Origin of the sequence: Janthinobacterium sp. SUN120 (genome assembly GCF_030397735.1) — a bacterium.
Taxonomy (GTDB): Bacteria; Pseudomonadota; Gammaproteobacteria; order Burkholderiales; family Burkholderiaceae_D; genus Janthinobacterium; species Janthinobacterium kumbetense.
Genome location: NZ_JAPUBW010000001.1, coordinates 1,962,919 through 1,983,187, shown reverse-complemented (window position 1 = coordinate 1,983,187; position 20,269 = coordinate 1,962,919). Strand labels below are relative to the sequence as shown.

The window sequence follows — 20,269 nt, the reverse complement described above, 5'->3', positions numbered from 1 at the left end:
GTCCACGCCACCCATGAAACGGGAAGCCCATGAAAGGTTTTACGCCGGGCCTGTTCGACCGCCTGATGGATACGCCCGTGCACGGCGCCTCCAGCGGCACCGTCTCGCGCCTCTCGCTCGAGGACTTGAAAGACACCGTGGCGCGCGACCTCGAAGCGCTGCTCAACACGCGCGCCGTGCTGCCCGAGGCGCTGCTCAAACCCTTTCCCGAGTGCGGCAAGTCGATCATCACGTACGGCTTGAACGATTTCGCCGGGCTTAGCCTGTCGAGCACGGACGACCGCGCCTATATCTGCCAGTGCCTGGAAAAGGCCATCGCCCGCCACGAGCCGCGCTTGCGCCAGGTGCGCGCGTCGCTGGAAATCGAGGAAGGCTCCATCAACCGCCTCAATTTCGCCATCAGCGCGCTGCTGGTGGTGCATGCGGCGCACGAACCGGTCAGCTTCGACGCCATCCTGCAGCCTTCCAGCCTGCATTACACGATCAGCAAGGGGCGCCGCGCCGCGTCCACGGGAGCCTGACCTTGGACGAATTGCTGCCCTATTACGAGCGCGAACTGGGTTTCCTGCGCCGCTATTCGCGCGAGTTTTCCGAGCGCTACCCGAAGATCGCCGGCCGCCTGCTGATGGGCGGCGAGGTGTGCGAAGACCCGCACATCGAGCGCATGATCCAGTCGTTCGCGCTGCTCAATTCACGCATCTCGAAGCGCATCGACGACGATTATCCCGAATTTACCGAAGCGCTGTTCGAAGTGCTGTATCCGCATTACCTGCGGCCATTCCCCTCGTGCTCGATCGCGCGCATGGATTACGGCGCCGCGGCGGCGCAGCTGACGGCGCCTGCGGAAATCGCCCGAGGCACGGAGCTGACGACGCGCCCCGTGAAAGGCGTGGCCTGCACCTTCCGTACCGCCTATTCCGTGACGGTGGCGCCGCTGGCGCTCACGCATGCGGCTTTTTCCGCCATCATCGAGGCGCCGGAACAGGTGCTGCTGCCGGCGAATGCCACCTCGGGCGTGCGCATCACCATCGAGTCGAGCGCCGCGCAGCTGTCGCTGGCCCAGCTGGGACTGGCGTCGCTGCGCGTGTTCATCGATGGCCAGCCCTCGTTTTGCGCGGCGCTGCGCGACGCTCTGTTCATGCGCACCGTGAAGGCCTATGCCGAGGCGGACGGCAGCGGCAGCTGGGTCGCGCTCGACGGCATTCCCGTGCGCAGCGCCGGCTTTGCCGAGGACGATGCACTGATCCCGTTTTCCGCCCGCTCGCATCCGGCCTACCGGCTGCTGACCGAGTATTTCTGCTTTCCCGAAAAATTCAATTTCTTCGACATCGACCTGGGCGCGCTGTGCGCCGCGCTGCCGTCCGGCAGCCGTCGCATCACCTTGCACCTGGCGCTGAGCGGCTTGCGCACCGATTCGAACACGGCACGCCTGCTGGGGACGATGAACACGCACAACCTGCTGCTGGGCTGCACGCCGGTGGTCAACCTGTTCCGCCAGCGCGGCGAGCCTATCCGCCTCACGCACACGGCCGCCAGCTATCCCGTGCTGGCCGATGCGCGCCGCGCGTATGCGTTCGAGGTGCAGGCCATCGACTCGGTCAAGCTGGTGCGGCAGACGCCGCAGGGCGAATCCGTGGTGGAATTCCGCCCATTCTATTCGCTGCGCCATGGCGAGACCCCGGCCAGGGATGGCCACTACTGGGTCATGCGGCGCGACGAGATCATCGCCAGCAAGAGTCCCGGCTACGAGATGCAGATCTCGATCGTCGACATCGATTTCGATCCGGCCGCGGTGGAAACGGACACGCTCAGCCTGGAGCTGAGCTGCACCAACCGCGACTTGCCTGCGCAGCTGACCTACGGCTTGCACGGCGGCGACCTGTTCCTCGAGGGCGGCTCCAGCGTGCGCAGCATCAGCCTGCTGCGCAAACCCAGCGAGTCGCACCGTTTCGAACGGGGCAGGGGCGCCCACTGGCGGTTGATTTCGCATCTGTCGCTGAATCACCTGTCGCTGGCCGGCAGCGGCCTGGAAGCGTTCCAGGAAATGCTGGCACTGTACGACTTGCCGCGCTCGGCCACGTCGCAGCGGCAAATCCGCGGCATCACGGCCATCGCCCACCAGGCCGCCAATGCCTGGCTGCCAGGCAATCCCTTCGCTTGCCTGGTGCGCGGCGTCGAAGTGCGGCTGACGATAGATGAAGAGGCCTTCGTCGGCAGCGGCATCCACGCCTTTGCGCATGTGATCGAGTGCTTCCTGGGCTTGTATGTGCATGCGAACAGCTTCACGCAGCTGGTGGTGCTGGCAAAAAAATCAGGAGAGGAGCTGTGGCGATGCAAACCACGCAGCGGCGATTCGAGCCTAGTGTAATCGAGCGCCTGTTTGCCCAGCCTTGCCGCTTCCAGTACTTCCAGGCGGTACGCATGCTGGAGCTTTGGCTCAGGCGCAATGGCTTGCCGCACGACGATGCGGTGGCCAGTTTCCTGCGCTTCCAGAATTCCGTCTCGCTCGACTTCGCCCCCAGCCAGATCGAAGCGCTGGCGCCCGAGCCGCGCGAACTGGCCACGGACGCCAACGCCCTGGGCGCGGCGCTGCGCAGCGCCCAGCTGAAATATGTGCGCGTCACGCCAGCCTTCATGGGTTTTCTCGGCGTCGCCGGCGCGCTGCCGCTGCACTATACGGAACGCATCGCCACGCACCAGCTGTATGAAAAGGACGAGGGGCCGCGCGCCTTCCTCGACACGTTCTCGAACCGCGCCCTGGCCTTGTTCTATGAAGCCTGGCGCAAGTACCGGCTGGAGCTCACGTATCAGCTCGATGGCAAGGACCAGTTCCTGCCGCTGCTGCTGTCGCTGGCAGGGCTGGGCAACGCCTCGCTGCGCCAGCGTCTGGCGGGGGACGGCACGGGCGTGCTCGACGAATCGGTGGGCTACTTTGCCGCCGCCATGCGCCACCGGCCGCCGTCGGCCGTGATGATTGGCCAGGTGCTGTCCGAGTATTTCGGGCAGCGCGTCGCCGTCAGCCAGTTTGTCGGCTGCTGGTACGACGTGCCGCGCGAGCAGCAAAGCACGCTGGGCGGCAGCAACGCCGTGCTGGGCGCCACCGCCATGGTCGGTGCGCGCGTCTGGCAGCGCGACTTGCGCCTGCGGCTGACCATCGGCCCCCTGGCCCGCCGCCACTTCGACGCTTTCCTGCCCGGCGGCGCGGCCGCCCTCGCGCTCGAGAAAATGCTCGCCATGTTCACCGGCCTGTGCCTGGAATACGAAGTGCAGCTGGTGCTGCGCGCCGCCGACGTGCAGGGCGTGGCGCTGGCAGTGCCGCGCAGCGGCGGGCGGCTGGGCTGGGACAGTTTCCTGATCACCGGCGGCGAGGCGTGCGACCGCGCCGATGTCCGCTATGAACTGCATGCGCCGGCTTGAGCGCGCCACTCCACCGATTTCGCCAACCATCACCCGACAAGGACCGCCGCCCCATGAGCATCAACCTGAAAACCCTGATCAGCAAGTTGAACGACACCTGCCGCACGGCCGCCACGCGCGCGGCCAGTCTGTGCGTCGGGCTGGGGCAGTATGAAGTCGACCTGGAGCATGTCTTTCTCGCCTTGCTGGAGCAGCCGCGCAGCGATTTCGTGCTGATTGCCCGCAGGAGCGGTGTCAGCGTGAGCATGCTGGAAGCGGATTTGCGCGCCGAAGTGGCGCGCCTGCAGACGGGCAATGCGCGCACGCCCGTGTTTTCCGTGCGCCTGCCGAAACTGTTCGAGCATGCCTGGCTGATCGCTTCGCTCGATTTGCGGGCCGGGCGGCAGGTGAGCATTCGCAGCGGTCACCTGCTGCAGGCGCTGCTGACCGAGCCGGAACTGGCGCAGCTGGCCTACCGGGGCTCGGCGCTGTTCCACGAATTCAAGCTCGACGAGATCAAGCACGGGCTCGACAAGCTGACCGAGGGTTCGCAGGAAGCCGGCGAGGCGACCGCAGGGCAGGAGGAGGCGGGCGACGCCGGTGGCGATCCCGTGGGCGAATTGGCCGGCGCGGCGGCGTCGAAAACGCCGGCGCTGGACCAGTTCACCGTCAACCTGACGGCGCGCGCGCGCGCCGGCAAGGTCGATCCCGTGATCGGACGCGACATGGAAATTCGCCAGGCGATCGATATCCTGATGCGGCGGCGCCAGAACAACCCCATCCTGACGGGCGAGGCCGGGGTCGGCAAGACGGCCGTGGTGGAGGGCCTGGCGCTACGCATCGTGCAGGGCGACGTGCCCGACATCCTGCAGGGCGTGGAAATCCACACGCTGGACATGGGCCTGCTGCAGGCGGGCGCCAGCGTCAAGGGCGAATTCGAGAACCGCCTGAAAAACGTCATCGCCGAAGTGGGCAAGAGCGCGCATGCCATCATTCTCTTCATCGACGAGGCGCACACGATGATCGGCGCCGGCGGCAGCGCTGGCCAGAACGATGCTGCTAATCTGCTGAAACCGGCACTGGCGCGCGGCGAGCTGCGCACCATCGCCGCCACCACCTGGGGCGAATACAAAAAATATTTTGAAAAGGATGCCGCGCTGGCGCGCCGCTTCCAGGTCGTCAAGATCGAGGAACCGAGCGAAGAGCTGGCGTGCGCCATGTTGCGCGGCATGGCGCCGCTGATGGAACAGCATTTCAAGGTGCGCATCTTCGACGAGGCGATCACCGAAGCCGTGCGCCTGTCGCACCGCTACATCGCGGGCCGCCAGCTGCCGGACAAGGCCATCAGCGTGCTCGATACGGCTTGCGCCAGGGTGGCGCTGGGGCAGAGCGCCACGCCGGCCCTGCTCGACAGCGTGGCGCGCCGGCGCGAGCGCATCGATGCGGAAGCCTCGGCCTTGGCGCGCGAGGAGAGCGGCGGCGCGCGCCATGGCGCGCGGCTGCAGCAACTCGACGCCGAACGCGGCGCCGCCACGCAGGAACACGCGCAGCTGGCCGCGCGCTGGGATGGCGAAAAGGCGCTGTCGGAACAGATCCAGGCGATCCGCCGGCAGCTCGAGGAGGGCAAGCCGGCCGACGCGGGCCAGGGGCGCGAGTTGCTGGCGCTGCAGGCCGAACTGGCGTCGCTGCAGGGCGAGACACCGCTGGTGCCGGTGCAGGTCGACGGCCACGTGGTGGCGGAAATCGTCGCCGGCTGGACCGGTATCCCGCTGGGCAAGATGGTCAAGGATGAACTCAAGACGGTGCTGCGGCTGAAGGACTTGCTGCAGGAGCGCGTGCTGGGCCAGCCCCACGCGATCGAGGCGGTGGCGCAGCGCGTGCGCACGGCGCGCGCCAACCTGGACGACCCGGACAAGCCGAAGGGCGTGTTTCTGTTCGTCGGCCCGTCCGGCATCGGCAAGACGGAAACGGCGCTGGCGCTGGCCGACGTGCTGTACGGCGGCGAACGCAAGCTCATTTCCATCAACATGAGCGAATACCAGGAAGCTCACAGCGTCTCGGGTCTGAAGGGTTCGCCGCCCGGCTATGTCGGCTATGGCGAAGGCGGCGTGCTGACCGAGGCGGTGCGCCGCAATCCGTACAGCGTGCTGCTGCTCGACGAGGTGGAAAAGGCGCATCCTGATGTCATGGAGCTGTTCTTCCAGGTCTTCGACAAGGGCGTGATGGACGATGCGGAGGGACGCGAGATCGATTTCAAGAACACCATCATCATCCTGACCTCGAACGTGGCGTCGGCCGCCATGATGCAGGCGTGCCTGAACCTGCCGCAAGAGCAGTTGCCGACGCCGGAGCAGCTGGAGCTGGCCATCCGTCCGCAGCTGCTGAAGGTTTTCAAGCCCGCGTTCCTGGGGCGCCTGAAGGTGATTCCCTATTATCCGCTCGGCGACGATGTGCTGGCCCGTATCATCGGCCTGAAGCTGGGCCGCATCGCGGCCCGCATCGCCGCCAATCACCAGGCCGAGTTCCTCTACGACGAGGCGCTGGTCGAGGCGGTGCTGGCGCGCTGCACCGAAGTCGATTCGGGCGCGCGCAATGTCGACAATATCCTGAATGGCAGCCTGCTGCCGGAAATCGCCGAAGCCGTGCTGGCGCGCATGGCGGAAGGGCAGGGCATCAGCCGCATCAAGGCCAGCGCCGGCAAGCAGGGGCAGTTCCGGTACACGATCAAATAGGCGTCTAGCCGGCTCAGTGGCCGCTGCCGGGCGCGATGCCCAGCAGCTCCTCGATGTGGGCCAGCGAGGCGCCGTCCTTGACCACGCCGCGCAGCCATTCATGCAAGTTCTGCTCGCCGGCGTTGGCGGCTTTGTCGGCGAAGTAGGAGACGGGGCTGTGCGGTTCCGTCTGGCGGAAGTACTGCGCCACCTGGCGCAGTTGCGCCAGCGCCTGGGCGCGGCTTTGCAGCTCGCCGGGCGCCGCCGGCAGTGGCGCCGGCACGGCGGTCGCCGCCTGGCCGCCAGCCGGCACCGGCGCAGCGGCGACGCTGGAGGCAGGGATGGCCGTGGCGGCGGCAGGCAGGGCGAGCTGTATCGCCTGCAGGGCCTCGCGCGCCATGGAAAAGCCCGGGCTATCCCTGCCCAGGCGGGTATCGGCCGCCTGTTCCAGCTCGGCCAGCGCGTCCAGGCAGAACTGGGCGTCGGCGGCAAAGGCGGCGCGGAACTGCGCCGACGTGCCGCGCCGCGCCGCCTCCATGTCCACCAGCTTGGTGCCGTTGACGCCGTCCTGGTTGCTGGCGGCCCGCTTGCGCGCCGTCTCGAAGTCGACCGTCGACCAGCCGCCCGACTGCTTGTCCGTCAGCGCCATGGCGCGCACGAGGGACGGCGTGCGCGCGAGGATCCAGCTCAGGTTGCCGATGCGCTGCTCGTGGTCGTCGCCATCGGGCTGCGGGTACAGGCCCAGGTCCCAGTACTGGCGCAGCAGGCCTGCCAGCAGGCGATAGCCTTCGCCCAAACCGCGCAAATGGTCTTGCCTGGCGCAAGCTTCGGCCAGCCAGGCGGCGAGCCGCAAGTCCTTGCTCTTTTCGCCCAGCAGGGTCGTGCAGCGCTGCAGTACGAAGGCCCAGTCGGCTTCCTTCAGGTCGGTGACCCACTCGCCCTGGTCGAGCGTGGGGTCGTCGAACTTGCGCGCCTGGCCGATGGCGTCGAAGTCGGTGGAGAAGGACAGGTCGACGCCGCATGGCTGTTCGGCGCTGATGGGAAGCAGGAGCTGGTCGGCTGAAATCATGTGTGTTCTCGGCAGTGGGGCGGATGGCTTGCGGGAGGCGTGGCGGTCTTACTGGACCATGCGAAATTCGATGCGGCGGTTGCGCGCGCGGCCATCGGCGCTGTCATTGCTGGCGATGGGACGGTCCGGGCCCTGTCCGGAAGCGCTGAGCAGGTCGCCGTCGATGCCCTTGCCGGCCAGGTAGGTCTTGACCGCCTCGGCGCGCGCCTGGCTCAGGTTCTGGTTGCTGGCGCGCAGTCCCAGGTTGTCGGTGTGGCCGATGATGTCCACCTTGCGGCCCGCCAGCTTGTGCAGCGCCGCGCTCATTTCGTCGAGGATGGCGCGGCCAGACGGCGTCAGCGTGGTCTTGCCGCTCTCGAATTCGATGGTGCGGTTGGCCAGCGTGCCGTCGAGGATGTTCTGGTCGGAGGCGGACACGCGCAAGCCGTTGTTGACGGTGTACGTGGGATTGAGGCTGGTGGCGAAGTCGCTGGCGATCTTTTGCCGCTGCGCCTCGTTGGCCACTTCGCCGCGCACGCTGACCACGCTGCCTTCGATCTTCAGCTGGCCGCGGCGGATCTGCTTGAGATCCGCCGTCAGCAGCTTTTGCACATAGGCGTTCCAGTTGGCCGGCTGCGCGACTTGGCCGACGGCGATCTGGTCGACCACCTTGTCGGCGCCATACAGTTCGCGCAGGCGCACCAGCACCGCCGCCTTGGCCGCTTCGTCCGGCACCGTGCCGCTGGCCAGGACCTGGCCCGGTTGCGGCGTGGCGGCGGCGGGCGCCGAGACAGCGGCCGCCGGCGCGGCGGCGCTTTGCGCGCTGGCGCCGGCCGGGGCGAATACCAGGCTGAGAAGGATGGCAAGGCGGAGGTGGCGCATGATCAGGTCCCGATGAAGGCGGCACGAAACGTGTCGTGCGCCGATTTGAGTGACAGGTTGGGCTGCGCGAGGTAGCTCGAGGCTTTCTTGATGGCGTAGTCGCTGTTGGCGTGTTCCTCGACCCAGGCCAGGTCGTCGAAACCGATGTGGTGTTCCAGCGCCGCCTGCGGTTCCATGATGGCGTGCAGGGTCTGCGCCGAGGCGCCGCAAAAGCCCAGCACCAGCGCATGGCGGCCACGGATGCGGGTGATGAACAGCGCCAGTTCGAAATCGGCGCGCGCCAGGAACGGGGCGATCAGGTGCATCCAGAAGGCCGCCACCAGGTTGCGGTACAGCGGGTCGGCCGGCAGCGGCAGTTCCAGGCTTTTTTCCAGCCGGCTGGAGCTGCTGGCCATGACGGGCTGCAGCAGCATGCCCAGGGCCAGCAGCACCTGGCGCACGGAACCGCCAAAACCCGTGGGCGCCAGCAGGGCGTCGAGCGCGCCCACCGTCTGCAAGCCGAGGAAATCGTCGAAGGCGGCATCGTAGGCGCTGCCGCGCAAGTCCAGTTCGATGCTGGCGCCTGCGGCGGCGGCCGGCAGCGCGGCGCCGGCCGCCGCGCCGCACATCTCGGCGCTCAGGGCATCGAGGCGGTTCCACAGGCGCGACAGCACAAGCGGACTGGTCGGCACGAAGCCGGCCGGCTGCGCTACATCCATGGCGCCCATCATCAGGAAGGGAAAGCGGCGCGACGAGGCATCGCTGCTGGCGGAGATATGCCCGGCGATGGCGCGGCCGCGGCGCGGGCCGATGAAGGCGAAATGCAGCGGCGGCAGCGCGTCGTAGGTCAGCTTCCAGCGCGCATCGGCCGTCATCAGTTCCATGGCGTTGGCCAGCCACTCATCGAGCATCTTCAGCAGGGCCGGGTTGTCGCCGTGCTTGATGAAGTCGCCGCGGCTGGGGATCTTGCCGAAATAGCCGATCTGGGTAACGGTAGGGCGGCTCATGGCGTGTTCCCGGCGATGGCGGTGGCCGTTTCCGGCGCCCCGATGACGACCGATTCCGGCAGCTTCAGGCCGCGGAAACCCTGGTTGCCGGCGGAGGTGGCGGCCGGCGCGGTCGCGGCCACGATCTTCAGGTTGGCCATCACGGTGACGCCGCCGTTCTCCCAGCTCAGTTCGAATACGCCGCCCTCCTTGCGCGTGCGCCTGGCCGAGTCGATCATCTTCTTCAGGCCGAAATGACCCGGTTCGTTCAGCAGTACCACGGTGCGCCCTTCCGGCGTGATGGCGCTGATGCGCGAACCGGGCACGCCCTGCGGGTTGGGCCAGACCATGTGCACCCAGGGCTGCGGCTGGCCGCGCCAGCGCAGCGCCTGGCCATCGATCTCGATCGTATATTCGGTGGCGCCGGGCGCGCTCAAAGCCTGCAGGTCGAAGCGCGTCTGCGCTTCGGCGGCGCCGGCCGCCGTGGCCACGCCGTTGGCGCTGAGCGGGGCGACCCAGCCGGGCAGGCTGGCCACCACCGGCGGCGCCAGGGTGATGCCCATTGCGGCCCAGGTCCTGGCGCTGATGGCGTCGCCGCGCCGCACGACCAGCGGGCCGATGGTGGTGTTGAAGAACTTGGCGATGGCGCCTTCCGGGCCGAATACCTGGCCGATGTCGGCATTGCTCGCCTCGATGCGCGAGTCGGGCGCGAACGGATATTTCGGCGCCAGGGTTTTCTTGAACGGTTCGAGCACCTGCGCCAGCCATACCTTGTTGATCTCCGTCTCGGTGGGCTTGACGATGACGGCGAAGGTCTGCATCAGCGGGCGCACCAGCAGCGGGCGGATGGCCTGCTTTTGCGGGTCGCTCATGCCGGTCAGCATCTGCTCGTCCACGTATTTCAGCGCGTCGGCCAGCTCCGAGCCGCTGCCATCGAGCGTCTGCTGCATCAGCTGCTTGGCGCCGGGGCCCGTGTCGCCCTGGTTCTTGATCTGGTTGAAGCGCACGCGCAGCTTCGACAGGGCCGCCAGGTAGCCGCGCATGGGCGAGGCTTCCTTGTCGCGCGCCACCACCAGGCGCGCCACGCCGGAGAATTCGCGGCCGACTGGCCCCATCGGCATGGCGCCGCCGGCCTGGCCCGCCGCCGCGGCGGCAGGCTTCTGGCGCAGCACCGTTTCGCGGAACCAGTCCATCGCCCCGCGCTGGGCGCGCTGCAAGCCCTGGCCCAGCAGGGAAGGGTTGTCCCACGAGGTTTCCTGGTACACCGTCTCGATCAACTTGTTGAGGGGCGAGGCTTGCGGATCGCCGAGGCGGTTCATCGCCTGCGCCGCATTGTCGAAACCGTTCAATTCGCGGATGCTGACGCCCTGGATGAATTTCTGCCACTCCCGCGCGTAATCGGTCTTGTACAGTTCCACCAGCGCCTTCTGGATCTGTTCCGGGCTGCCTTCCAGGGTCAGGTCGTCCTTCGACGCCGTTTTCAATACCCAGTCGGCGCTTTGCAATTCGCGGTTGGCCGCTTCCTGGAACGCCTGCTGGATGTATTTTTCCCACGCGTCGCGCGTGAAGGTGCCGGGGATGGCATAGCTGCCCAGTACCAGTTCCTTGTCCTGCTCGCCAACGATGCGCGCCACCGTCATCGACGGGAAGCGCGTGGCGGCGCGCGCCTTTACGTCCGCATACACGCGGTCGCGCGCCGGCATGCCGCGCACCACGCGGCGCAGGCTGTCGCGCGACTGGTCGGCCAGGGCCAGCTTGTTCTCGATCTGCGGCCAGGACGGGTCGTCGATCTGCGTCAGATAGAACGAGATCAGGCGCTCGGCGCTGCGGATCATCTGTTCGCGCGGCATGTTGCCCCGGTTGGCGTCGAGCCAGCCGCGCCAGTAGCGGGTCAGCTGGTCGTTCAGGTGGCCGGCCTCGGCGCGCGACTTGTCGCCCAGCATCAAGTAGGTTTTCAGGGCATTGTAGGCATCCTCCACATTCGTCGGCGCGGCATCCTTGAAGGGCTGGCCTGTCGTACCGACCGCCGTAGCGGCTGCCGTGCCGACTGTGGCAGCTGCCGCCGTGCCGGCCGGCGCCGCCGTCAGCGGCTGCAGCCGGTCGGCGCCCGCGTTCACTTCCGCGAGGAAGGACTCCAGCGATTGCGCCACCGGCGCGAGCATGACTTCCTTGAGGCCGGAAAAATACTCCTCGCGCAGTTTGCGCTCCAGCAAATCCCCCTGGTACAGGCCCAGGCTGAGCGCCAGCGGCCGCTTGCTGCGGTACGCTTCCAGCTGCTCGATGCGGTCCTGCATGATTTCCAGGGCCTGGAAGCGCGACTGCAGGTCCAGGCGCTGGTCCTGCACCTTGATGGCTTGCTCCAGGTCGGCCTGCACGTTGGCCGCCAGCTGGCGGTTGGCCAGGTAGGACCAGCTCCAGCCGCCCAGCGCCAGGCCGGCCAGCGCGATGGCGGTGAAAAACGTGGCATAGCGCAAGCGTGTCTTGCGCGGGCTGGCGTATTGCGCCACCAGTTCCCTGTCGGCGAAGATCACCTTGCGAAACAGGTTCAGCAGGAAATAGCCGTGCTGGTCCTGGGCCTGGACCGTCTTGTGTTCCTGCTGCTGCGGCTTGAGGTCGAAGCGCTGCGCCACCCGTTCCGACGAGGCGGAGACGGAGGCGCCTTCCTGCAGCGCGCTGGTGAAATAGAAACCGCGGAAGACGGGCTTGAACTGGAAGGGATTTTCCTCGAACAGGGTGGCGATGAAGGCGCGCAGCGGTCCCTTCACGGAACTGAATTCCAGCGGGAAGGTGAACACGCCGGGCGGCATGCGCTCGCGTCCCAGCAGCGACATATTGGCCAGGCTGAGGTCCTTCAAGCCATCGTACAGCTCATCGAAGCGCTGGTCGAACTGCTCCAGCACATCCTGTTTCGAGCTGTTGACGCTGTAGGGCAGGGTGGCGCCCCAGACCTTGTCGCGTTCGGCGCGTTCGGCATCCTGGAAAAATTCGCTGAAGCCTGTGATCAGGTCGGCCTTGGTGAATACCACGTACACGGGCGCATGGACTTCCAGCTTCTCCGTCAGTTCCTGCACGCGCTGGCGCAGGTTCTTGGCCAGTTCGATGGCGAATTCGGGCTTGCTGCCGGTCAGCTCGGCAATACTGACGGCGATGATGATGCCGTTGATCGGCGCGCGCTTGCGATGCTTTTTCAGCAGGCCGAGAAAGCCGAACCATTCGGCGCGGTCTTCATCGTTGATGGCGTAGCGCCCGGCCGTGTCGAGCAGGATGCCGTCGGTGGTGAAAAACCAGTCGCAGTTGCGGGTACCGCCCATGCCTTGCACGATCTTGCTGTCGACAAAAGGAAACTGCAGGCCGGAATTGGCGATCGCCGTGCTCTTGCCGGCGGCGGGGTTGCCGATGATCATGTACCACGGCAATTCATACAGCGCGGCATCGCCAGACAGCTGGCCCAGCCGCGATGTCTTGATGGTATTGATCGCTTCCAGCATGCGCTTGCGGATGGCTTCGGTTTCCTCGCGCTGCACCGGACCTGCCTTGGGCGCGGCGCCGGCCGCCTGCTGCTCCAGCATGCTGTTGAAGCTGGCGCCCTCGCGCCGGCGCCGGCGGCGGCGCAGCCACCACACGATGGCGCCCAGCAGCGCCGCCGCGGCCAGCAAGGGCAGCAGCCGCATGGCCGGCCAGTCGAAAATGGCGGCGCAGGCGAACAGCAGCAGGATGGCGGCCGCGATGCCGAGGATGAGCAGGCTGGTGCGTGAAGTCAGGGAGTGCCAGAATCGTTGCATCATAGTTTTATAGTGTGCAAACCGTTAAGGTGCGTGAATGGGACGTCGCTGTATCAGGTGGTGCCGTGACTGTTTTCCGCGCGCGGGCCAATGACGAGGGCGCCGCGCTGCAGTGGATCGAGGTTGCTGAGACATAAAACGTGCGCACCGTCGTCGGCCGCCGCCTGCCGCGCCATGGCCAGTGCGGCCAGCGTCGTGACGGCGCCGCACTGGCCGCATGCGGTGCCGACGCCCAGCACCTGCTCGCCCAGGTCCAGCTGGGGCAAGATGGCGCCGGCGCACTGCATCAGTTCGAGCACGCGGTTGGCGCGCTGGTCGGTATCGGCGCTGACCAGCGCGATGCCGGCCGCCGCATCGTCGCCGGCTGCCGCCAGCGCCTGCCGGCCCAGTTCCGCCAGCATGCTCTTGTCGGCCGGGCCGCGCTGGCTGGCGCCTTGCGGCAGTTCGCCCGTGGCTGCGCGGTGCAGCAGGACAGGCGCGGGCTCGTCCGGTGGCGCCGTCGCGCCAGGGATGGCCAGCAGCAGGCCGGCCGCGCCTTCGCCGGGAATCTGTCCGTTCGCCTGGGTGGCGCTGAACAGCTGGCCCTGGCTCGCCAGGACATGCACGCGCAGCTCGCCCAGGTGCGAATCGCAGGCCAGCACGATGGACAGGCCGGGAGGCTGCGGTGGCGCGGCATGGCCGGCAAGCTGGTTCAACAGGGCAAACGGCGCCGGTGGCCGGGTGGCGGCTTCGGCGGGCGGCGGCAATGTCTGCGCTGGCCAGCCCTGCTCGCGCGCCAGGTGGCGCAGCCAGGCGTCGCCAGCCTGGCGCTGGGCGGCGCTCCACGAGGCCGGCATCAGCAGGTGCAGCCGCAGCATGGGCGGCGCGCTGGCCGGCGAGGCCGGTGCGCCGGCGGACAGCGCATGCTGCAGGGCTTCGTCCACCAGTTCGGCCAGCACTTCGGCGCCCAGGGCCAGCGCGCGCACGTCTTCCGGATTGAAGGGAAACGGTTCGCTGGCCAGGCCGGCCTGCGGATGCTCGTGCAGCCAGGCGGCCAGCACTTGCTGCTGCTCTTCTTCATCGATGCCGTCCACCCTGCAGCACAGCAGGGGATAACCGTCTTCATCGAGCAGCTGGCCGTCGAGCGCGGGGCGGGCCTGGCGGGAGCGCATGGCGGCCAGCAATTCCGACGGCGTGGCGCCGCCCGGCATGCGCAGGGTGGCCGCCACGATATGCAGCGGCAACGGTGCCGCGGGAGGTGTCGCCGCCTCGGCCTGGAGTGGCGCGGCCAGACCCGGCGCCGCCAGGGCTGGCCCGGCCAGCAGCCTGGCCAGCAGTTTCTTACCCAGCCACAGCATCAATAGCAGGACCAGCGGTAGCACCAGCATGGCGCCGGCCAGTTCGCCCGGCGTCGGCATGCGCGTGCTGTCGCGCCAATAGGCGATGGCGCCCGTCCAGCTCAGCGCAAAGACGGACACGGTCAGCAGCCCGCGTCGCAACCAGGGGCGCATCAGCGGGCTCCTCCGCGTATGGGCAGGGCCGTCATGCCTGGTCGATGGTGGCTTGCTGGCTGGCGATCAGCAGCGCCCCGCAGCTGGTCTTGTCGCCGTGGCGCGCCACGGGCTTGCCATCGACGATGAAGCTGGAGTCGCCGCTGACGATGGGGCAGACGCCATGGCCGGGCAGGGGACAGGCGACCTTGTCGCCGACCCGCGCCATGCCGATGCCGCCGCTGTCGCTCACCGCCGATGCTTCCAGCACGGTGCCGCCATGCGATGTCTTGTCGCCCAATCTGATTACCGGACCCGCCATACGCGCTCCCCTCAGTGTTTTTTCATTACGCCGGGCAGGCGCAGTTCGGTATGCCCGAAATCCATCATTTTCCAGCGTCCACCCCAGGTCATGCCGACCGATTCGGCCACTTCGCCATACAGCTGGTAGCCGCGCATGGCCCACGGATCCTTCTCGGAAATGACCAGCTTGCCATTGCGCAGGAAGGCGCAGTCGGCCGCCAGGCCGTACTGGTGCCAGCTTTGAAAGGCGGCCGCGTTGCTGACGTTGGGACCCATGCCCGCCAACATGTCTTGTCGCTCGGGACTGCGGTAACCTTCCAGCAGCGCCATTTCGTAGCCATGCTTTTCCTTCATGATCTTGAAGACCAGCAGCAAGCGCTGGGCGTATTCCACATTCAGCAAGGTCCAGTTGCGGCTGGCCGATACCAGCAGCGGGCGCTCCTGGCGCACTTCTTCCGTGGCAAACACGAGCGGCGGCAGGTCGACGGGCGGCACCAGCTGTTCGCCCTGCAGCAGGCTGGCGACCTGCGTATTCATTTCGCGCGTCGATACATCGTAGGCGCCCAGCATGGATTTGCTGTCGGCCATCAGGGCCAGCAGGGTCGGCAGGCTGAGCGCAGTCACGCCCGCGAGACACAGCAGGTAATGACGGCGCAGCAAGTCGGCGGTGCGGGCCCACAGCGCGCTGCTGCGCTGTCCCAGGCTGGCCATGCCCGTCTGCCGGCGCCTGGCCACGCGCTGCAGGCAGGCGGCGAGGCGCTGCTCCGCGCCATCGACGGCGTGCAGCACGAAATCGCGCCCGGCCGGGAATAGGATCAGCCAGCTGATCAGGCATGCCAGGATGAAATACAGCGCTACCGCGAGTAGGAACACGCTAACCTCAATCAAGAAATGTTTGGCTGCGGGGAACGGTGCTGTCCATCGGGAAAAACAGGGCTGCGATGGATATTGCCTGGAAGTATATCTTACAAAACTGATAATTAAGGGGGGCTTTTTTCAATTGTGCGGAGGGTGCGCACTGTTGATTTTATGGCACGCGTCATGATTTTGTTGAATAGCGTAAAGTCTTGCAAATATTACAGGAGCGCACATTTTGCGAACTCATGACGATAGCCCCCGGCTCCCGGCCCGGCCCAGCCTGTTGACGCAGGCGCAGCAGGCGGAGGCCGACCGTAACCGCATCCTGAGCACGCTCGAGGGTGGCAATGCCGGCGCGTCTGCGAAGGCCAGGCGCGGCAGCCTGGCCCTGCGCGGAGGCGTGGGTGTGCTGCTGCTGTTATTGGTAGCGGGCGTCTGGCTGGGGCAGCGCGGCGAACGGGTTGGCGACGACGATGCGCCGGCGGCGCCGGCTTCCCCGCCCGTCGCCACCGCCGCGCCCGCCGCCGTGGAAGCGCCGTCGGCCGTCGCCAGCATCCGTGACGAGGCGCCGCCCGGCGCCGCCGCACCGCAGCAGAGCCTGAGCGAGATGCTCGATGCCGGCGCGTCCGCTACAGCCGCCACAGGCGTTGCCCGGAATGCGAGTGCTGCGCACCCGGGCGATGTCCTGAGCAAGGCGCTGGAAACGCCGTCGCCCCCAGCCGCCGCCTCGAAACCCGTCACGAAACAGGTGGCCAAGGCGCCCCGTCCGGCAGCCAAAAAACCGCCGGCGAAAGGGCCTGCGGCTACGCCCGCCCGCCGCGCGGAAGACAGCGATATCGCCCTGCTGTCGGCCCTGCTGGCACACGCGCAGGCCGCGCCGGCGCCGAAGAAAACCGTTCCCAATCTGCGGACCCAGTTGCAGCAATGCGCGGCGCTCAAGCGCGACGCCGCCGCCGCGTGCCGCGCGCGCGCCTGCCAGGGCCATGCCGATAACGCGCAATGCAAGGCCGGGCAAGTTGCCGTGAAAGGCGAAAAATGAGCGCCGCCAGCGCCGCTCAGGTCAACGCTTCCCTCGCGGGTTTCAGCAGCGTGACGCGGTTGTATGAGCTGTCGCTGGACGGCGGCGACGGCGGGACGGCGCAGTGGCTGGTGGAAGCGTTTGTCGCCGACGAGCAGTTGCAGGCCGTGGGCGTGCGCGACATCATCGTGCTGTCCACGCAGGCGAATGTGGCGCTGGCGCCCCTGCTGGGCAAGCGGGCCGCGCTGCACGCCAGCCTGGCCGACGGCAGCCGTGCTGTCTTCAGCGGCTATGTCAGCGAAGCGGCGATGCTGGGCAGCGACGGCGGACTGGCCCGTTTCCGGCTGCGCCTGACGCCGTGGCTATGGCTGTTGAGCCAGGTACGTAACAGCCGCGTCTGGCAAGACAAGAGCGTCATCGAAATCGTCGACAGCGTGTTCCAGGCCTACGCGCCGCAAGCCGACTGGCGCTGGAGCGGCGACACGGGGCCGTTCATGGCCGAGGTGCCGCCGCGCAGCTATTGCTGCCAGTACCGCGAGTCGGACCTGGCCTTCGTCACGCGTCTGCTGGGCGAAGAAGGCCTGGCCTGGCGCTTCGAAGAACACGAGGGTGGCCATTGCCTGGTACTGTTCGCCGACAGCAGCGCCTTGAGCGCGGTGCCGGAAGACGCCAGCAGCGCGCAAGGCGGCGGCATCCGTTTTCATGGCGCGCGGGCCATGGAGCAGGCCGACGCCATCCAGGCGCTCTGCCGGGCACGCGCCTTGCGCACGGCGGTGGCGACCGTGCTCAGCTATGATTACAAGGCCAAGAAGGCCGTCAGCGCCAGCGTGCCGACGCGCTTGGCGCCGGGCGGGAAAAACGCGCCTGTGTTGGAAAGCTATGACACGCCAGGCCAGTATTTCTATGCCAATGTTGCCCAGGCCGAACGCTATGCCTTGCTGCGGATGCAGGCGCTCGAAGCGCGTGGCGAACGCTGGCAGGCGCGTTCGACGGTGCGCACCTTGCGTGCCGGCACGCGCTTTACTCTGATGCAGGGACCGTTGCAGCAGGACGGCGCCGACGCGCCGGCGCTGGTCGTGCTGCGCGTGTACAGCGTGGGCGTGAATAACTTGCCGGCGCCCGCCAGGCAGGGCCTGGCTGAGCTGTTCGGCCCCATACCCGAATTGCTGCAGGAAGGCCTGGCTGGCCAGGCGCTGGCGCCGCGCGATATCGCGCATGTCCAGCAAGTGATCGCCCAGGCGGTCGAGAGTGGCTATGCCAACCATATTGAGGCGATCGCGGCCGATACGCCATGGCGCCCGGCACCAGAGGGCGGCGACGCGCGCCACCATCCGGCACCGACGGCCCGCGGCAGCCAGAGCGCCATCGTCGTCGGCGCCGACGGCAGCGCCAGCGCCAGCGGCGGCAGCGAGATCCATTGCGACAAGCTGGGCCGGGTGCGCATCCGTTTCCACTGGCAGCAGGAAGGCGGCGCCACCTGCTGGGTACGCGTGGCGCAGCGCTCGGCCGGCGGCGGCATGGGCAGCCAGTTCCTGCCGCGCATCGGCCAGGAAGTGCTGGTGCAATTCCTGGAAAACGATATCGACCGCCCCATCATCGTCGGCGCCCTGTACAACGGGCAGGGCGAGGGCGGCGTCGCGCCCTCGCCGGGCGGCATCACGGACAAGCCCGCGGATGCCAGTGTCTTCGAGCCGGCGCGCGACCATGCGCCGTCGGCGCAGGGCAACGTGGCCGGCGGCAACAGCCCGGTCTGGCATGGCGCGGCCGGCGGCAGCGCCGGCCACCGCAACGGCGCGGCGCAGTGGGGTATCCGCAGCAAGGAATTCGGCGCCGCCGGCTACAACCAGTTGCTGTTCGACGATACCGACCAGCAGGGGCGCATCCAGCTCAAGAGCAGCCATGCGGCAAGCGAACTCAATCTTGGCCACCTGATCCATGCGGCCGACAATTACCGGGGCAGCCTGCGCGGCACGGGCGCCGAGCTGCGCACCGACGCTTACGGCGCCGTGCGGGCCGGCGCCGGGCTCCTGATTTCCAGCTACCTCGTCAATCACGACGCGCAGGCGCGCGATCCGGCCGGCGACAATGCGCCGGGCATGGTCTTGCTCAAGCAGGCGGCCAAGCTGGGTGCAACCTTCAGCGCCGCCGCCGTCACGCACAAGACGGTCGCGTATGCCAGCCACCTGGGGCCGGCCAAGGCGAATGCCAGCGTGCTCGACGAGAAGGCGTCGCCCTTGCCGGCGTTTTTGACCAGCGTCTCCGGCATGCTGAGCCAGGACGATACGGCCGCCGCCAGGCGCGACGCGGCGGGCAAGCCGACCAGCCCCGGCGATGATAAGTTGCCGCACAGCAGCGACGCCATCATCGCCATCGCCGCCCGCGCCGGCCTGGGCGTGCTGGCGGGCCAGGATATCCAGCTGGCAAATGGCGAAACCACCTCGCTAATGAGCGGCCTGGACACCCAGTTCGTCGGCGGCGGCCAGTTGCGCGTGCACAGCGGGCAGGCCATCGGCGCCCTGGCCGGCGTGGTCAAGGCGGGCGAGAACAATATCGGCCTGCAATTGATTGCCGCCAAGCAAGCCATCGACCTGCAGGCGCAGGCCGACGTGCTCAACGTGCAGGCGCGCGAGGAAGTCAACATCGTCAGCGCCGCCGCGCACATCGACTGGGCGGCGGCGAAAAGCATCCGCCTGTCGACGGCGGGCGGGGCGAACATCACGATCGAGGGCGGCAACATCACCGTGCAATGTCCGGGCAAGATCACGGTGCATGCCGGCAAGAAGAGTTTTACGGGGCCATCCCGTGCAAGCTACCCGCTGCCGGTCATGCCTCGCAGTATTTGCAAGGAATGTCTGTTAAATGCGGCCAGGAGCGGCTCGCCCTTTGCCGCGAAGGGGGAGTAAGCATGCGCGACGACGATGGCGGGGCTCCCGCCTGCGGCTTGCAGTTGCTTGCGCTGCTCGATAGCCATCCTGTCGACCAGGGCGTGACCCTGTACAGCTTGATTGATGGCGCCAAGTTCGATGGTTTGGCCCGTATCCGCTTGCCAAGCGATCACAGCGTCGAGTTGTATTCCTTGTTAGGTGAATTGGCCGAGCCAGACGCCCTGTACGCCGGCCCGATATTGTTGCGGCATATCAAGCGCGAGCAATGTCCCTTGCTCGCTCAATTGCTTTGCACTGCCGGCAGCGCCCATTTCATGTCGCTGATTGTTTCTGACCGGCCCCTGCCGCAATTGCTGGAACGGCTGACGTGGCTGACCGAGGTGGAGCACGATGACGGTACGGAGTGGATCATGCGCTACTACGATCCGCTTATCCTGCCGCACTGGCTGGACGTACTGGAAACGGCGCAGCGCAAGGCTGCACTCGCAGAAATCACGGGTTGGTTGTACATCGACGTGCGTGGGAAGCCACAAATTGTACCTGGCGAGAAGGATGAGGCGCCCGCGCCCCTTGGAAGTGAACGAATGCTTTTGACACAACATCAATATGTCGAGCTGATGAATAGAACAGCGCCGTACATGCTGATGAAGCAAATGGAGAGCGATGATCCGCAGGCGCTCGACGGTTTGCCTCCGGATCAGCGCTATGACTTTTTCTTTCAACAGCTGGGCAGGGCGCAGGCATATGGACTCAGTTCACCCACAGACTTGAAAAGCTACTGCATGTTGTCGCTCATGCTGGGCGCCGATTTTCATCTGTCCCCAATCGCCGCCATCGCTTTGCAGGCGACGGGAGCGGCGCAGTCATTCAGCGACCGGATATTGGCCTGGACTCCCCAGCAATGGGCTGCACTCGAAGAAATTTCCGCTTCCAGCATATGAATGTGATCCCG

General features: G+C 67.1%; 14 protein-coding genes. 7 read left to right on the top strand and 7 right to left on the bottom strand.

Annotation, left to right across the window (positions count from 1 at the left end):
* The first annotated feature begins 29 nt into the window (after positions 1 to 29).
* From tssE to tssH, 4 genes are read left to right on the top strand one after another with little or no spacing between them, the layout of a single operon-like run.
* A complete protein-coding gene (gene tssE / locus O0879_RS08720; protein ID WP_035817453.1) occupies positions 30 to 521 on the top strand; it encodes a type VI secretion system baseplate subunit TssE in 492 nt (163 codons plus the stop codon).
* 2 nt (positions 522 to 523) lie between these two features.
* Positions 524 to 2,368 carry a type VI secretion system baseplate subunit TssF gene (tssF, locus tag O0879_RS08715; RefSeq protein ID WP_289915976.1) on the top strand — a complete coding sequence of 615 codons (1,845 nt, stop codon included), beginning with the start codon at positions 524 to 526 and terminating at the stop codon, positions 2,366 to 2,368.
* Complete coding sequence (gene tssG / locus O0879_RS08710; protein WP_289915974.1) at positions 2,332 to 3,417, top strand: type VI secretion system baseplate subunit TssG; 1,086 nt, start codon at positions 2,332 to 2,334, stop codon at positions 3,415 to 3,417. The genes tssF and tssG overlap by 37 nt, the downstream gene beginning before the upstream one ends.
* A gap of 53 nt (positions 3,418 to 3,470) precedes the next feature.
* Positions 3,471 to 6,128 carry a type VI secretion system ATPase TssH gene (gene tssH / locus O0879_RS08705; RefSeq protein WP_289915972.1) on the top strand — a complete coding sequence of 886 codons (2,658 nt, stop codon included), beginning with the start codon at positions 3,471 to 3,473 and terminating at the stop codon, positions 6,126 to 6,128.
* A gap of 13 nt (positions 6,129 to 6,141) precedes the next feature.
* Here tssH and tssA read toward each other — a convergent pair whose 3' ends face one another.
* The 7 genes from tssA to O0879_RS08670 are packed head-to-tail and all read right to left on the bottom strand — an operon-like array spanning position 6,142 to position 15,429.
* Positions 6,142 to 7,176 (bottom strand): type VI secretion system protein TssA, encoded by a 1,035-nt coding sequence (gene tssA / locus O0879_RS08700; RefSeq protein WP_289915970.1) that lies wholly within the window; start codon positions 7,174 to 7,176, stop codon positions 6,142 to 6,144.
* Between the two features lie 48 nt (positions 7,177 to 7,224).
* Positions 7,225 to 8,037 (bottom strand): OmpA family protein, encoded by an 813-nt coding sequence (locus O0879_RS08695; RefSeq protein ID WP_289911748.1) that lies wholly within the window; start codon positions 8,035 to 8,037, stop codon positions 7,225 to 7,227.
* 2 nt (positions 8,038 to 8,039) lie between these two features.
* The gene (gene tagF / locus O0879_RS08690) at positions 8,040 to 9,023 is read right to left on the bottom strand and encodes a type VI secretion system-associated protein TagF (RefSeq protein ID WP_289915968.1); all 984 of its coding nucleotides are present in this window, start codon (positions 9,021 to 9,023) and stop codon (positions 8,040 to 8,042) included.
* Positions 9,020 to 12,784, bottom strand: a complete 3,765-nt coding sequence (gene tssM / locus O0879_RS08685) for a type VI secretion system membrane subunit TssM (RefSeq protein ID WP_289916173.1) — start codon at positions 12,782 to 12,784, stop codon at positions 9,020 to 9,022. The genes tagF and tssM overlap by 4 nt, the downstream gene beginning before the upstream one ends.
* 53 nt (positions 12,785 to 12,837) lie before the next feature.
* Positions 12,838 to 14,274, bottom strand: a complete 1,437-nt coding sequence (locus O0879_RS08680; protein WP_289915966.1) for a hypothetical protein — start codon at positions 14,272 to 14,274, stop codon at positions 12,838 to 12,840.
* Between the two features lie 31 nt (positions 14,275 to 14,305).
* Positions 14,306 to 14,575 (bottom strand): PAAR domain-containing protein, encoded by a 270-nt coding sequence (locus O0879_RS08675; RefSeq protein WP_077402302.1) that lies wholly within the window; start codon positions 14,573 to 14,575, stop codon positions 14,306 to 14,308.
* An 11-nt stretch (positions 14,576 to 14,586) separates the two neighbouring features.
* A complete protein-coding gene (locus O0879_RS08670) occupies positions 14,587 to 15,429 on the bottom strand; it encodes a M15 family metallopeptidase (RefSeq protein WP_289915964.1) in 843 nt (280 codons plus the stop codon).
* Between the two features lie 220 nt (positions 15,430 to 15,649).
* Here O0879_RS08670 and O0879_RS08665 point away from each other — a divergent pair, with 220 nt between their 5' ends.
* The 3 genes from O0879_RS08665 to O0879_RS08655 are packed head-to-tail and all read left to right on the top strand — an operon-like array spanning position 15,650 to position 20,258.
* Positions 15,650 to 16,453, top strand: a complete 804-nt coding sequence (locus O0879_RS08665) for a hypothetical protein (protein WP_289915963.1) — start codon at positions 15,650 to 15,652, stop codon at positions 16,451 to 16,453.
* On the top strand, positions 16,450 to 19,335 hold the full coding sequence (locus O0879_RS08660; RefSeq protein WP_289915962.1) for a type VI secretion system Vgr family protein: 2,886 nt from the start codon (positions 16,450 to 16,452) through the stop codon (positions 19,333 to 19,335). The genes O0879_RS08665 and O0879_RS08660 overlap by 4 nt, the downstream gene beginning before the upstream one ends.
* A gap of 2 nt (positions 19,336 to 19,337) precedes the next feature.
* A complete protein-coding gene (locus tag O0879_RS08655; protein WP_289915961.1) occupies positions 19,338 to 20,258 on the top strand; it encodes a DUF4123 domain-containing protein in 921 nt (306 codons plus the stop codon).
* Positions 20,259 to 20,269: the final 11 nt, after the last annotated feature.